Raw genomic sequence first — 12860 nt, 5'->3', positions numbered from 1 at the left:
TTCGTCAGCCGCGCGCTTCGCGGATCAGGCGCAGGATGTCCTGAGCGGCCTCGGGAATGTTGGTGCCCGGGCCAAAGATGGCCTTGACCCCATGATCATAAAGGAACTGGTAATCCTGCTGCGGGATCACCCCGCCGCAGATCACGATGATGTCCTCGGCCCCGGCCTTTTTCAGCTCTTCCACCAGTTGCGGGGCCAATGTCTTGTGCCCTGCCGCCTGCGAGGAAATGCCGACCACATGCACGTCATTGTCCACCGCGTCCTGCGCGGCTTCGGCCGGTGTCTGGAACAAGGGGCCCACGTCCACGTCGAACCCGATATCGGCAAAGGCGGTTGCAATGACCTTGGCCCCACGGTCATGACCGTCCTGCCCCATCTTGACCACCAGCAGACGGGGGCGGCGGCCTTCGGCGTCGGCGAATTCCTCGATAGATTTCTGGATCGCGGCAAAGCCTTCGTCACCCTCATAGGCCGCCCCATAAACGCCGGCCAGGGTTTTCACTTCGGCGCGGTGGCGGCCGAATTCCTTTTCCATTGCCATGCTGATCTCTCCTACGGATGCGCGGGCACGGGCGGCCTCGACCGCAGCGGCCAGCAGGTTTCCGCCCTCTTGGGCAGCCTTGGTCAAAGCGTCCAGCGCCTGTTGGCAAGCGGCCTCGTCACGGGTCGCACGGATGCGTTCCAAACGTGCGACCTGGGCCTCGCGTACGGCCACGTTGTCGACGTCCAGAATGTCGATCGGGTCTTCCTGTTCCTTGCGATACTTGTTGACCCCGACGATCACCTCTTCGCCCCGGTCGATCATGGCCTGGCGGCGCGCGGCGCTTTCCTCGATGCGCAGCTTGGGCATGCCGCTGGCCACGGCCTTGGTCATGCCGCCCATTTCCTCGACCTCTTCCATCAGGGCCCAGGCTTTCTCGATCAGTTCATTGGTCAGGCTTTCGACGTAATAGGACCCCGCCAGCGGATCGACCACATCGGTCACGCCGGTCTCTTCCTGCAACACCAGCTGCGTGTTCCGGGCGATACGCGCCGAAAAGTCGGTGGGCAGCGCGATCGCCTCGTCCAGAGCGTTTGTGTGAAGCGACTGTGTGCCGCCCAAAACCGCGCTCATCGCCTCATAGGCGGTGCGGATCACGTTGTTGTAGGGGTCCTGTTCCTGCAAGCTGACACCTGACGTCTGGCAGTGGGTCCGCAGCATTTTGGACCGTTCGGATTTCGCGCCGAACTCGGTCATGACCCGGTGCCACAGCGTGCGCGCGGCGCGCAGTTTGGCGATCTCCATGAAAAAGTTCATGCCGATGGCAAAGAAGAACGACAGCCGGCCTGCGAACTTGTCCACGTCCATCCCGGCCTGTGTCGCGGCCCGAACGTATTCGCGCCCGTCAGCCAGGGTATAGGCCAGCTCCTGCACCAGGTTCGCGCCGGCCTCTTGCATGTGATAGCCCGAGATCGAGATCGAGTTGAACTTGGGCATCTCGTTCGAGGTATACTCGATGATGTCCGAGATGATCCGCATCGAAGGTTCCGGCGGATAGATATAGGTGTTGCGCACCATGAATTCCTTCAGAATGTCGTTCTGAATGGTGCCGGACAGGACGGATTTGTCATGACCCTGTTCTTCACCCGCAACGATGAAGTTCGCCAGGATCGGGATCACCGCGCCGTTCATGGTCATCGAGACCGAGACCTTATCGAGCGGGATGCCATCGAACAGGATCTTCATGTCTTCGACACTGTCGATGGCCACGCCAGCCTTACCAACGTCACCCACCACGCGGGGATGGTCGCTGTCATAGCCGCGGTGGGTGGCCAGATCGAAGGCGACCGAAACACCCTGCTGGCCCGCCGCCAGGTTGCGGCGATAGAAGGCGTTGGATTCTTCGGCGGTCGAAAAGCCCGCGTACTGACGGATCGTCCAGGGACGGCCCGCATACATCGTGGCCTTCACACCGCGTGTAAACGGACCAAAGCCCGGCAGCGAACCCATATGCGGCAAACCGGCGGTGTCTTCCTGCGTATAGAGCGGTTTGACCGCGATGCCCTCCAGCGTCTCTTTGGTCAGGTCGTCCAGCGGACGTCCGCGCAGCTCTTTCTCGGCCAGCGCTTTCCAATCCTTGGTGTCGGTCATTTCGGTTTCCTCTCGTCAATTCGGATGGCGGCAGTCGATAGCTTCCGCATTGAGGTCTTGCGCTTGGCCGTTTCATTCAGGCGCAAGCGCGACATTTTGAGTGTTTGGTACAAATCGTCGGTCGCAATCGGTGGCACAGAGGCTATATTCGAAGGAACAGGAGGCCACATGACACGCACGCTTGCCTTTGTTTTTTCGACACTAATCCCGCTGTCCGTCTGGGCGGCGGATGGCACGGCGACGACGGAAGACAGTTTTGTCCGCCCGGTAGGTGACAGCGAACTCAGCGATTTTCTCTGGGTCAGCCGCCCGATCGTGGTCTTTGCCGACACGCCGGCGGACCCGCGGTTCCAGCAACAGATCGACATGTTGCTCGAAGGCGAAGCCGCAATGCGTGAACGCGACGTGGTGGTTCTGACCGATACCGACCCATCGGCGCGGTCGCCGATCCGGTCACAGCTGCGCCCGCGTGGGTTCCAGATGGTATTCGTCGACAAGGACGGCGTGGTCAAACTGCGCAAACCTTCTCCGTGGAGCGTGCGCGAGATTGGCCGGTCCATCGACAAGACACCACTGCGCGAACGCGAAATCCGCGAACGGCGCGAAGGTGGCTGACCGCTTTCGCCACCCCGAAAGACCCCGGCACGGAATGCCGGAGGCTTTGACTGGTATGGCAAAAGCGCGATCATGATCACTCGAACTCGATGATCACTTCGTCCACGGCGAGGCTGTCGCCGGGGCCTGCATTGATCTTGGCAACGGTGCCCTTCCTCTCGGCGCGCAGGATGTTTTCCATCTTCATCGCCTCGATGGTGCACAGCGCCTGGCCTTCCTGCACCTCTTGCCCCACTTCGACGTCGATCTTCACGACCAGGCCGGGCATCGGGCACAGCAGCATTTTCGAAGTGTCCGGCGGCAGTTTTTCAGGCATCAGACGCGCCAGTTCGGCCTGGCGCGGGGTACGTATCTGCACCTTGAGATCCGCGCCGCGGTTACGGATGCGGAACCCGCCCGAGATCTTGCCCACCTTCATGACCAGCGGCGCGTCATCGACCGTCATGACAGCAAGCTGATCGCCCGGAGTCCAATCACCCGTCACCCGCATTTCCTGACCGTCGTCAAACCTGATCGTGGCCCCATCCTGATCCGCGTCAACCTTGACGGGCCACTGGATCTCGCGCCCGAAAGAGACGACCCAATCGGTGCCGACCTTGCGTTCGTGATTGTCCATCCGGCCCGACACGCGGGTCCGGCGAATTTCAGCGACGCGATGCATGGCCGCGCAGGACGCCGCAATCCGGCGCAGGTCTGCCTCGGCCAGTTCGACGCCCTCGAACCCGTCGGGGTATTCCTCGGCGATGAAGGCCGTGGTCATATCGCCGCTGATGAATTTCGGATGATCCATCACGGCGGACAGGAACGGCAGGTTGTGGCCAATGCCCTCAACCTCGAAACTGTCCAGCGCCACGCGCATCGCCTCGATCGCCTGATCACGGGTCGGAGCCCAGGTACACAGTTTGGCAATCATCGGGTCGTAATACATGCTGATCTCACCGCCTTCATAGACGCCGGTGTCATTTCGAACGGCAACATCGCCTTCGGGCGCATCCCCCTGCCATTTGCCGTTGGCCAGCATCGGTCCGGCTGCCGTCTCCTGAGGCGGGCGATACCGGGTCAGACGGCCAATCGAGGGCAGGAAGCCGCGATACGGATCCTCGGCGTACAGGCGGTTTTCGATCGCCCATCCGGTCAGTGACACGTCGTCCTGCGTGATCGACAGCTTTTCACCCGCTGCCACGCGGATCATCTGTTCGACCAGATCAACACCTGTGATCAGTTCGGTAACAGGGTGTTCCACCTGCAAGCGCGTGTTCATTTCAAGGAAATAGAAGTTCTTTTCACCGTCAACGATGAACTCGACTGTGCCTGCGCTGGAATAGCCCACGGCCTTGGCCAGCGCCACGGCTTGTTCCCCCATGGCCTTGCGCGTCGCTTCGTCCAGAAACGGAGACGGCGCCTCTTCCACGACTTTCTGGTTGCGGCGCTGGATCGAGCATTCGCGCTCGCCCAGGTAGATACCGTTTCCATGACTGTCGCACAGAACCTGAATTTCGATGTGACGCGGTTGGGTCACAAATTTCTCGATGAAGATCCGGTCATCCCCGAACGAGCTTGCTGCTTCGTTCTTTGACGACTGGAAGCCCTCGCGCGCTTCGTCATCATTCCACGCGATCCGCATGCCCTTGCCACCGCCCCCGGCGCTGGCCTTGATCATGACAGGATAGCCGATCTGGTTCGAGATTTTGACCGCCTCTTCCGCGTCTTCGATCAGCCCCATGTATCCGGGAACTGTCGACACGTTTGCTTCCTGAGCGATTTTCTTCGAGGTAATCTTGTCGCCCATCGCCTCGATCGCACCTTTCGGGGGACCGACAAAAGCCACGCCTTCGGCTTCCAGCGCCTCGGCAAACTTGGCGTTTTCGGACAGGAAGCCATAACCCGGATGGACCGCCTGCGCGCCGCTCTGGCGGATGGCATCCATGACCTTGTCGATCACGATGTAAGACTGGTTGGCAGGTGGCGGGCCGATATGAATGGCTTCGTCCGCCATCGACACATGCAGCGCGTTCTTGTCCGCGTCGGAGAAAATGGCGACGGTGCCGATACCCATCTTGCGGGCAGTCTTGATAACCCGGCAGGCGATCTCGCCCCGGTTGGCGATCAGGATCTTATTGAACATGGAACGTCCTTTGGCTTGGTGTTCTGGAAACGCAAAACGCCGCCGCAGGGAACAATCCCCACGACGGCGTGATGCGCGATGACGGGCGGGACGACATGCGCCCCGCAAAATATGCGTTAGTTACAGGTGTTCTGCGTTTTGCAGTACAGCACGTTGCCCGCCGCGCCGACGGCTGCGCCAAACAACGGGTCCGCGTTGAGGACCGCCGCCCCCACTGCCCCGGCACCTCCGCCGAGGATTGCCTGTTCGCCCGTGGTGTCTCCGCAGGCGGCCAGGCCCGCGCAGGTCGCCGCAGCAAGGATGAAGCGTGAGAATCGCATAGTATCTGCCCTTTTTGGTTTCTTGGTCCTTTTCGGGTCAGATGCGCGAAACACGCCCTGTTATTCAATATCAACGGGTGCGCAGACGAGTTTTGTGCGGGATTTTGCCTTTTTTTGTCCGATACAGGCAAAAAGAAAAACGCGGACAGGACTATGTGGGGAACACAAGCCTGCCCGCGCAAGGAAGGGGTACGGAATAGTAGGTGCATGTGCGGCGCAGGCAAAGTAGAGCCGCACGGCCTATCCAGTTTGCACAGCACAATATTGCCAGCAAACACAGGATTGTTTCCGATCGGGATTTCGGCTGGAATCTGCCCACACCGGGAAATGCCGCGCAACTTCGCGCCGATACCGGTTCGGTACTTCTCGGGCGTTTGAGGCCGCTTTGCCGTCACAGTTTCGTGACAGATCAAGCTGCTTTCCGCGCGTTTCGCGGTTGCAGCATCACGACCTTCTGCCAGCGACGGGCATACAGAACCGCCTTGCGCCAATGCGTTATTCAGGCGGCTCAAGACGTCGTGTTTAAGCGCAATGGAAAACACACATTTTCTTGAAAAATCAACGCCTTCACTTCCCACTCTCGTGATTTCCCAAGGTTTGAACCTCGTGAAACGGTCCGTGTGCACACTCGCACTCAAAGGAATACCCACATGACGAAGACTAGAAAAAAGGCACTCCTGCTTGCTGCCTCCACGCTCAGTGTGACCGGCACGCTTGCCTTTGCCCAGGATGCCCAAACCCAAGCCGAACTTGACGCCTTGCGCGCCCGGGTCGAGGCGCTGGAATCTGGCAGGAACAGCCCCGCCAACGGAGACTTCCGCATCGGCAACACCGTTCTGGATGTTTATGGCTACGTGAAGGCCGACTTCTTCTACGATTTCGATTTCGATCAGGGGGATACGGCGTTCGTGAATGTCATCGGGGAACCCTCGGCTGCGACCGATGGCACATTTGGTGCCACCGTCCGCCAATCGCGGATCGGTCTGCGCACCACCACCCCAAGCGGCATCGGCGATATCGGCGGGCAACTGGAACTCGATCTGTTCGGTTCGGGCGGAACAGCCGAATTGCGTGTACGCCACGCCAATATCACCATCGGTGACAACTGGCTGATCGGTCAGACCTGGACCAACTTCATGCCGCTGGACACCTACCCGACCTCGGTGGAATTCAACGGCCCCGTTGGCATTCCTTTCGCACGGGTTCCGCAGGTTCGCTATACCAACTCTTTCGGAACGAACACGTCCTTCGCCGTTTCGATCGAAGAGAATGTCGGCGGTTCGAATTCGGATGATCCGGTTTTGACCGCATCCGCCGAATACAATGACGGGACATATGTCGCGCGTGTGTCCGGCCTTTATGGCAAGGCGCAATCCGGCAATATCGAAGTTGATCAAACCGGGTTCACGATATCCGGCTCGGTTCGCCCGTGGCAGGGCGGCCTGTTCCAGGTCAACTATGTGAACGGCGAGGCACTCGGCCCGTACCTGATCGGCCTTGGTGATCCCATCGTGAATGGCCAGGCCAACGACGTGGATGGCTACACCATCGAATTCCGGCAGGATCTGAGCCCGAAATGGAATGTTGGCATTGCATACGGCAAAGAAGACTATGACCTGCCGACCTCGACCGGAACCCTGTCGTTTACCGAGCTGGAAACGATCCACGTCAACGCATTTTACAAGGCAACCGAGGATCTGACACTCAGCGCCGAGTACATCTATGGCGAACGGAACGACGCGCCGACCGGCAGAACCTTTGATGGAAGCCGCGTTCAGCTCGCCGCTCAGTTGAACTTCTGATTCCGCACACGGACCCTGCCCGGATTCGGGCAGGGTCATCCCGAAACCGGTCCTGAAGGGCTGATATGCGGCGGCTTTGATCACGATCAGCCTGTCCCGTCGATTACGTCGGGAAAGGACGCACGTGCGGCGTCCACATCGATCACCAGCATCGCGTCATAGCTGGCCGGATCAAATGGGTCTTCCGCCGGAATGACTTCGCGCCCGAAAAGCCAGCTGAGCCGTCCGGCATCCAGATTGCCCCGCTCGAACGGCTGATCCCCGAAATGGGCCCAAAGGGCCTCCATGAAGGCGGCATCGGCACGTTTGTCCGCCGGTTTGCGATCCCGGAACCGTTCCCGCCGCGTCAGCGGCGTCACGCCTTTGGGATTGGCGCGCCGAATTGTGAACTGATAATCGGTGCCTGAAAGACGCCCCGGGAACCCGCGATGTTTCAGCATGGCGACACTCCACAGCTTTGTTTTGCAGACAATAATAGTTCGAACCCGAACCTGGATGGGATCATGTTGCGCACCTCCAAAGCCGCACCGTTGGTCTGAGATGCTTTGACGTCATGAATGCGTAAGTTCATGGTCAAAGCCCCTCCCAGATACACCGGGACTGCTCCAGCCGGTAGGCTTCAAAATACTGTGTCGCGTCCGGCGCGGTGTCGCCGAATTCCACCGGGCGATCAGACAGGGAAATGACAACTCTTGATGGCTGCAATTCGTGCTGAGCCACGTAGGGAACGGCAAGAATATGGCACAGATGCTCCATATCCTTCGACGCCACGTCATAGCCGATCCGTCCCACTGATGCTCCGATCTTCGGGGCGACAAATCGAAAGCGCACCCAAAGCTCACCGGGGTTGTTGTCCAGCAGGACATCGCTCAGATGCACCGGCTGACCGGACGGCACCGGCAACGAACTGTCTGTCTGGGCGAACACAGGAGCGCCGAGCGCGCACAACACCAGACATATGGCACGATCCCGGACCCACCGAAGGCAGGCTCCTCCTTCCGGGATCGCGCGCGCAGTGCTTTTGGCCTGCGCGGTTCTATGTCTGACGGGTCGGATCATTCAACCATTTGTCGCTTTTTGTCAATTCCGCCGCAATTTTGAGCATTTTTCGCTCAGAATCGGACTGCCAGTGCCAACAACCGGGGCGAACAAAGCCGCCCCGAATGGGTCAAAGCGGAATATTGTCGTGCTTTTTCCATGGGTTCTTAAGCTTCTTGCCGCGCAAACTGGCAAAGGCCCGGGACACGCGCCGGCGGGTCGAATGCGGCATGATCACCTCGTCGACGAACCCGCGTTCGGCGGCGACAAAGGGGTTTGCAAACCGATCTTCGTAATCGGCGACATGCTGTGCGGTCTTTTCCGCATCATGCAGATCTGCCCGGTGAATGATCTCGGTTGCGCCCTTGGCACCCATCACCGCGATTTCGGCGGTCGGCCAGGCATAGTTGAAATCGCCGCGCAGGTGTTTGGACGCCATGACAACATAGGCACCGCCATACGCCTTGCGCGTGATCACCGTGACCTTGGGCACGGTCGCCTCACCATATGCATAAAGCAGCTTTGCGCCGTGCTTGATCACACCGCTGTATTCCTGCTGTGTGCCCGGCAGAAAGCCCGGAACATCGACAAGCGTCAGGATCGGAATTTCGAAACAGTCGCAGAACCGCACGAACCGCGCCGCCTTGCGCGAACTGTCGATGTCCAGACATCCCGCCAAGACCATCGGCTGGTTTGCCACCACACCTACGGTCTGACCTTCCAGCCGGATAAAGCCGGTGATGATATTCTTGGCGAAATCTTCCTGAATTTCGTAGAAATCACCCTCATCGGCTATTTTGGTGATGAGTTCCTTCATGTCGTAGGGCGTATTCGGATTGTCCGGAACCAGAGTGTCCAGCGAATCCTCGATCCGGTGCGGGTCATCAAAGAACGGACGCACCGGAGGTTTCTCACGGTTGTTGAGCGGTAGGAAATCCACCAGACGGCGCACTTCTGCCAATGCTTCCACATCGTTTTCGAACGCCGCATCGGCGACCGAGGATTTCCTGGTGTGGGTCGAGGCACCACCCAGTTCTTCGGCCGTTACAACCTCGTTGGTGACCGTTTTGACAACGTCGGGGCCCGTCACGAACATGTATGACGTGTCTTTGACCATAAAAATGAAGTCAGTCATCGCGGGGCTGTAAACCGCACCGCCGGCGCATGGGCCCATGATTACGCTGATCTGCGGAACCACACCCGAGGCCGTGATGTTGCGCTGAAACACTTCGGCATAACCCGCCAGAGATGCCACACCTTCCTGGATTCGCGCACCGCCCGAGTCGTTGATTCCGACAATCGGTGCACCGTTTTGCACCGCCATATCCATGATCTTGCAGATTTTCTGGGCATGCGTCTCGGACAGCGATCCACCAAAGACCGTAAAGTCCTGGCTGAACACATAGACCATGCGTCCGTTGATGGTGCCCCAACCCGTGACAACGCCATCACCCGCAGGTTTTTGTTTTTCCATTCCGAATTCGGTGCAACGATGACTGACGAACATGTCGAATTCTTCAAAGCTGCCCTCATCCAGCAGCAACTCGATCCGCTCTCGCGCCGTCAGCTTTCCGCGCGCATGCTGGGCATCGATCCGCCTCTGCCCGCCGCCCAGTCGTGCGTCGTTGCGGCGGTTTTCCAACTCGGAAAGGATGTCTTTCATGACGATTATCCCCTGTAAAATTTGCCGGGACCCTACCCCTTTGCGCCTCTCATCCAAAGCTCTTTTCGGCAAATTTGCAAATATTCAGCAACAACAATCTGGATAACTGTAAACTTGCAAAGTCTCTCGTTGAGATAACTGGATGGCTGGCAATCCAGAATTCCATGATTATACATGTGAACCATGCAGTTCAGCTCTCGCGCGGTTCGCCGCACACCACCCACATTGGCGACACTTGTATTGCTCGCGGGCTTGTCTGCGCTGAGCATGAACCTGTTTCTGCCGAGCCTGCCGAACATGGCAGCGTATTTCGGCGCCGATTACAAGGTCATGCAGTTGTCGATCGCGTTGTATCTTCTGGTCAATGCCGTTCTGCAAATCCTGATCGGGCCGCTCGCAGACAAGGCTGGTCGCAGGCCGGTTCTGCTGTGGGGGATCGGCTTGTTCCTGCTGGCCACGCTTGGATGCATCTATGCGCCCAACGTTGAAATCTTTCTGGCGTTCAGAATGTGCCAGGCGGTCGTGGTTGTCGGCATGGTCCTCAGCCGGGCTGCGGTAAGGGATATGTACGATCAGGACCAGGCGGCATCGATGATCGGATACGTGACAATGGGTATGGCCGTGGTCCCGATGATCGGCCCCGCGATCGGCGGGCTGCTGGAGGAAAGCTTTGGCTGGAAGGCGAACTTCTGGCTGCCTTTCGCCGTGGGCGCCTTGACGCTTGCCCTGACCTTCGCGGATTTTGGCGAAACGTCAGCCAAAAGCGGCAAGACCCTTGTTCAGCAATTCAAGGAATACCCTGAACTTCTGACCTCGCCACGGTTCTGGGGCTATTCGCTGTCCTGCGCGTTGTCTTCGGGCACATTCTTTGCCTATCTCGGTGGTGCGCCCTTTATTGGAACCGAACTGTTCGGTCTAAGCGCGGCACAGGTCGGCATATATTTCGGCGCCCCCGCAGTCGGCTATTTTGTTGGCAACTTTCTGAGCGGTCGGTTTTCCATGCAGATTGGAATCAACCGGATGGTGCTGTGGGGCAGCCTGCTGAACGCCTTGGGCGTTGCGCTTTCGGCATCCTTGTTCCTCACAGGTCTGGGCACCGCCCTCAGCTTTTTCAGCTTGATGACCTTTGTGGGCGTCGGAAACGGCATGGCCATTCCCAATGCCACCTCCGGCGCTCTGTCTGTTCGTCCGCATCTGGCGGCAACCGCCTCGGGGTTGAGCGGAGCGATCATGCTGGGGGGCGGCGCCGGACTAAGTGCATTGGCAGGCACCCTGCTGACCCGGGAAACCGGCGCCATGCCCTTGCTCTGGCTGATGCTCACATCCGCAGTTCTGGCGATTTTCGCAATTGGATCCGTCATTCGGCGAGAGCGGCAATTGGGGCTGTAACGACTTGCCCCGAAAACTTTGCAAAGTTAATCTTCCAAAAAAGAAAACTTGCAAAGGCACCTCATGGCCACCCAAAAGCTCTATGCCGGCGCGAAACTGCGTGAAATGCGCACGCGACTGACCCTGACACAACGCGAATTCGCTGCGAAGCTGGGTGTTTCACTCCCATACCTGAACCAGATGGAGAACAACAACAGGCCGATTTCGACCACGGTTGTGTTGGCTCTGGCGCAAGAATTCGGCATGGATGTCACCGAGCTCAGCACCGGCGACAGTGAGCGACTGGTGTCGGATATGCGCGAGGCTCTGGCCGACCCGGTTTTTGCGGATATTCTGCCGCCACTTGCCGATTTACGCCTGACGGCATCAAACGCCCCGGCATTGGCCCGCGCATTTATCGAGCTGCACAAAACCTACCGCCAAACACATGAGCGTCTCGCCTCTCTGGACGAAGCTTTGGGACGGGAAGACGCCCGAATGCAGGCCAGCCCCTGGGAAGAGGTGCGAGACTTCTTCCATTATTGCGACAATTACATCGATGCCGTGGACCGGGCGGCAGAGCTGTTCGCCAATCGCGCGGAAAGCCCGGGCAGTATCCGGCAGGCCGCTTTGAACAGCCTGACTGAGCGTGGCATTCAGGTGATGTTCTCTGACATCGCCCCTTTGCGCACCTATGACGCCGAAAGCAAAATCCTGCGCCTTTCCTCCCGCTCGACTCCGCAAACGCAAGTGTTTCAACTGCTGTTGCAAATGGCATTGATCAGTCAGGACAAATTGCTGGAAGCGACACTGGATTTTGCCAAGTTCCAAAGCGACGAGGCGCGGTCCATCGCCAAGATCGGCCTTGCCAATTACTTCGCCGGCGCGTCCTTGATGCCCTATTCCGCATTTCTGACCGCCGCTCAGGAAGAGCGCCACGACCTGGAGCTGCTCAGCAACCGGTTCGGCGCATCGATCGAGCAGGTTGCGCATAGACTGTCGACTCTGCAACGCCCCGGCGCAAAAGGTATCCCGTTCTTTTTCGTCCGCGTGGATCAGGCCGGGACGATCACGAAACGGCACTCGGCCACGCGCCTGCAATTTGCGCGGTTCGGTGGCGCCTGCCCCCTTTGGAACGTGCATCGGGCCTTTGAAACGCCTGGCCATTTCCTGAGGCAACTGGCAGAAACGCCGGATGGTGTGCGTTACATCTCGCTGGCTCGGGATGTGTCGAAATCAGGCGGCTCATTCGGCGCGCCGGTCAGGCGGTACGCAATTGCGCTGGGGTGCGAGGTGCGCCATGCCCCGGCGCTCGTGTATGCCGACAACCTCGACATAAACAACGCCAGCGCCTACGAGCCCATCGGCATTTCCTGCCGCATCTGCGAGCGCCAAAACTGCCACCAGCGTTCGGTCCCGCCGCTGGAACGCCGCCTCAGCATCGATACCCATACGCGCGGCACCCTGCCATACGAAGTCACCTGATGTCCCATGGCCGAAACTCTACCGGGAGAGCCCCGACCCGGGCCGGGGCAGCGAGTGCCCCGGCACTGGCGTTCAGGCCTTGGACAAAATCGCCCAGATTTCGTCTTTCAGCGCTGCCCGCTTCTTGCGCAAATCAACCTCGGCCAGCTCTTCCATGGGTTCGACGTTGGTTTCAGCCCGATGCACAACGCGATTGACCTCGTGATACTCATCAGCCAGACGGGCAAAATGCGCGTCCGTTTGCTTGAGCTGGCTCATCAGTTCAACCTTGTCCGGAAACTCTTCGGCCAGTTCATGCGGGGTGTGGGACATG

The 12860-nt window shown here is 59.1% G+C and carries 11 protein-coding genes; 4 read left to right on the top strand and 7 right to left on the bottom strand.

Features of this window, described 5'->3' with window-relative positions; all coding sequences use genetic code 11:
• Positions 1-4: 4 nt before the first annotated feature.
• Positions 5-2131 (bottom strand): methylmalonyl-CoA mutase, encoded by a 2127-nt coding sequence (gene scpA / locus AC2FFD_RS02435; RefSeq protein WP_257599119.1) that lies wholly within the window; start codon positions 2129-2131, stop codon positions 5-7.
• Positions 2132-2299: 168 nt separating this feature from the next.
• Between scpA and AC2FFD_RS02430 the strand changes: the two genes are divergently transcribed.
• Positions 2300-2746, top strand: a complete 447-nt coding sequence (locus AC2FFD_RS02430) for a DUF4174 domain-containing protein (RefSeq protein WP_170343659.1) — start codon at positions 2300-2302, stop codon at positions 2744-2746.
• Positions 2747-2822: 76 nt separating this feature from the next.
• On the opposite strand, the gene AC2FFD_RS02425 is transcribed toward AC2FFD_RS02430, so the two are convergent.
• Both AC2FFD_RS02425 and AC2FFD_RS02420 read right to left on the bottom strand, forming a co-directional pair.
• Entirely contained in the window at positions 2823-4871 is a 2049-nt protein-coding gene (locus AC2FFD_RS02425) for an acetyl-CoA carboxylase biotin carboxylase subunit (RefSeq protein WP_257599120.1), read from the bottom strand.
• A gap of 116 nt (positions 4872-4987) precedes the next feature.
• Positions 4988-5191, bottom strand: a complete 204-nt coding sequence (locus tag AC2FFD_RS02420; RefSeq protein WP_170343657.1) for a hypothetical protein — start codon at positions 5189-5191, stop codon at positions 4988-4990.
• 650 nt (positions 5192-5841) lie between these two features.
• On the opposite strand from AC2FFD_RS02420, the gene AC2FFD_RS02415 reads away from it, so the two are divergent.
• Positions 5842-6993: a DcaP family trimeric outer membrane transporter gene (locus tag AC2FFD_RS02415; RefSeq protein ID WP_496871766.1), complete on the top strand. Its 1152-nt coding sequence runs from the start codon at positions 5842-5844 to the stop codon at positions 6991-6993.
• An 86-nt stretch (positions 6994-7079) separates the two neighbouring features.
• Here the strand turns inward: AC2FFD_RS02415 and AC2FFD_RS02410 are convergent, their stop codons facing one another.
• The 3 genes from AC2FFD_RS02410 to AC2FFD_RS02400 all read right to left on the bottom strand — a co-directional run bounded on the left by AC2FFD_RS02410 (position 7080) and on the right by AC2FFD_RS02400 (position 9694).
• On the bottom strand, positions 7080-7433 hold the full coding sequence (locus AC2FFD_RS02410) for a hypothetical protein (RefSeq protein ID WP_257599122.1): 354 nt from the start codon (positions 7431-7433) through the stop codon (positions 7080-7082).
• Between the two features lie 133 nt (positions 7434-7566).
• The gene (locus tag AC2FFD_RS02405) at positions 7567-7920 is read right to left on the bottom strand and encodes a DUF6497 family protein (RefSeq protein ID WP_496871764.1); all 354 of its coding nucleotides are present in this window, start codon (positions 7918-7920) and stop codon (positions 7567-7569) included.
• A 241-nt stretch (positions 7921-8161) separates the two neighbouring features.
• Positions 8162-9694, bottom strand: a complete 1533-nt coding sequence (locus AC2FFD_RS02400; RefSeq protein ID WP_170343653.1) for an acyl-CoA carboxylase subunit beta — start codon at positions 9692-9694, stop codon at positions 8162-8164.
• A gap of 183 nt (positions 9695-9877) precedes the next feature.
• Between AC2FFD_RS02400 and AC2FFD_RS02395 the strand changes: the two genes are divergently transcribed.
• Together AC2FFD_RS02395 and AC2FFD_RS02390 are read left to right on the top strand one after the other, a co-directional pair.
• Entirely contained in the window at positions 9878-11083 is a 1206-nt protein-coding gene (locus AC2FFD_RS02395) for a multidrug effflux MFS transporter (protein WP_425078641.1), read from the top strand.
• 63 nt (positions 11084-11146) lie between these two features.
• The gene (locus AC2FFD_RS02390; protein WP_496871761.1) at positions 11147-12547 is read left to right on the top strand and encodes a helix-turn-helix domain-containing protein; all 1401 of its coding nucleotides are present in this window, start codon (positions 11147-11149) and stop codon (positions 12545-12547) included.
• A gap of 72 nt (positions 12548-12619) precedes the next feature.
• On the opposite strand, the gene AC2FFD_RS02385 is transcribed toward AC2FFD_RS02390, so the two are convergent.
• Complete coding sequence (locus AC2FFD_RS02385; RefSeq protein WP_170343650.1) at positions 12620-12859, bottom strand: HP1242/YdcH family protein; 240 nt, start codon at positions 12857-12859, stop codon at positions 12620-12622.
• Position 12860: the final 1 nt, after the last annotated feature.

It is taken from the genome of Ruegeria sp. YTSC002, assembly GCF_059609845.1.
Note: the sequence above shows the minus strand (reverse complement) of the source record. Positions and strands in the feature narration are given on the sequence as shown.

Bases quoted from the DNA above. Each gene is read 5' to 3' on its own strand.
- AC2FFD_RS02420 (WP_170343657.1), bottom strand. From the start codon at position 5,191: ATGCGATTCTCACGCTTCATCCTTGCTGCGGCGACCTGCGCGGGCCTG.
- scpA (WP_257599119.1), bottom strand. From the start codon at position 2,131: ATGACCGACACCAAGGATTGGAAAGCGCTGGCCGAGAAAGAGCTGCGC.
- AC2FFD_RS02425 (WP_257599120.1), bottom strand. From the start codon at position 4,871: ATGTTCAATAAGATCCTGATCGCCAACCGGGGCGAGATCGCCTGCCGG.
- AC2FFD_RS02400 (WP_170343653.1), bottom strand. From the start codon at position 9,694: ATGAAAGACATCCTTTCCGAGTTGGAAAACCGCCGCAACGACGCACGA.
- AC2FFD_RS02395 (WP_425078641.1), top strand. From the start codon at position 9,878: ATGCAGTTCAGCTCTCGCGCGGTTCGCCGCACACCACCCACATTGGCG.
- AC2FFD_RS02415 (WP_496871766.1), top strand. From the start codon at position 5,842: ATGACGAAGACTAGAAAAAAGGCACTCCTGCTTGCTGCCTCCACGCTC.
- AC2FFD_RS02430 (WP_170343659.1), top strand. From the start codon at position 2,300: ATGACACGCACGCTTGCCTTTGTTTTTTCGACACTAATCCCGCTGTCC.
- AC2FFD_RS02410 (WP_257599122.1), bottom strand. From the start codon at position 7,433: ATGCTGAAACATCGCGGGTTCCCGGGGCGTCTTTCAGGCACCGATTAT.
- AC2FFD_RS02390 (WP_496871761.1), top strand. From the start codon at position 11,147: ATGGCCACCCAAAAGCTCTATGCCGGCGCGAAACTGCGTGAAATGCGC.
- AC2FFD_RS02385 (WP_170343650.1), bottom strand. From the start codon at position 12,859: ATGTCCCACACCCCGCATGAACTGGCCGAAGAGTTTCCGGACAAGGTT.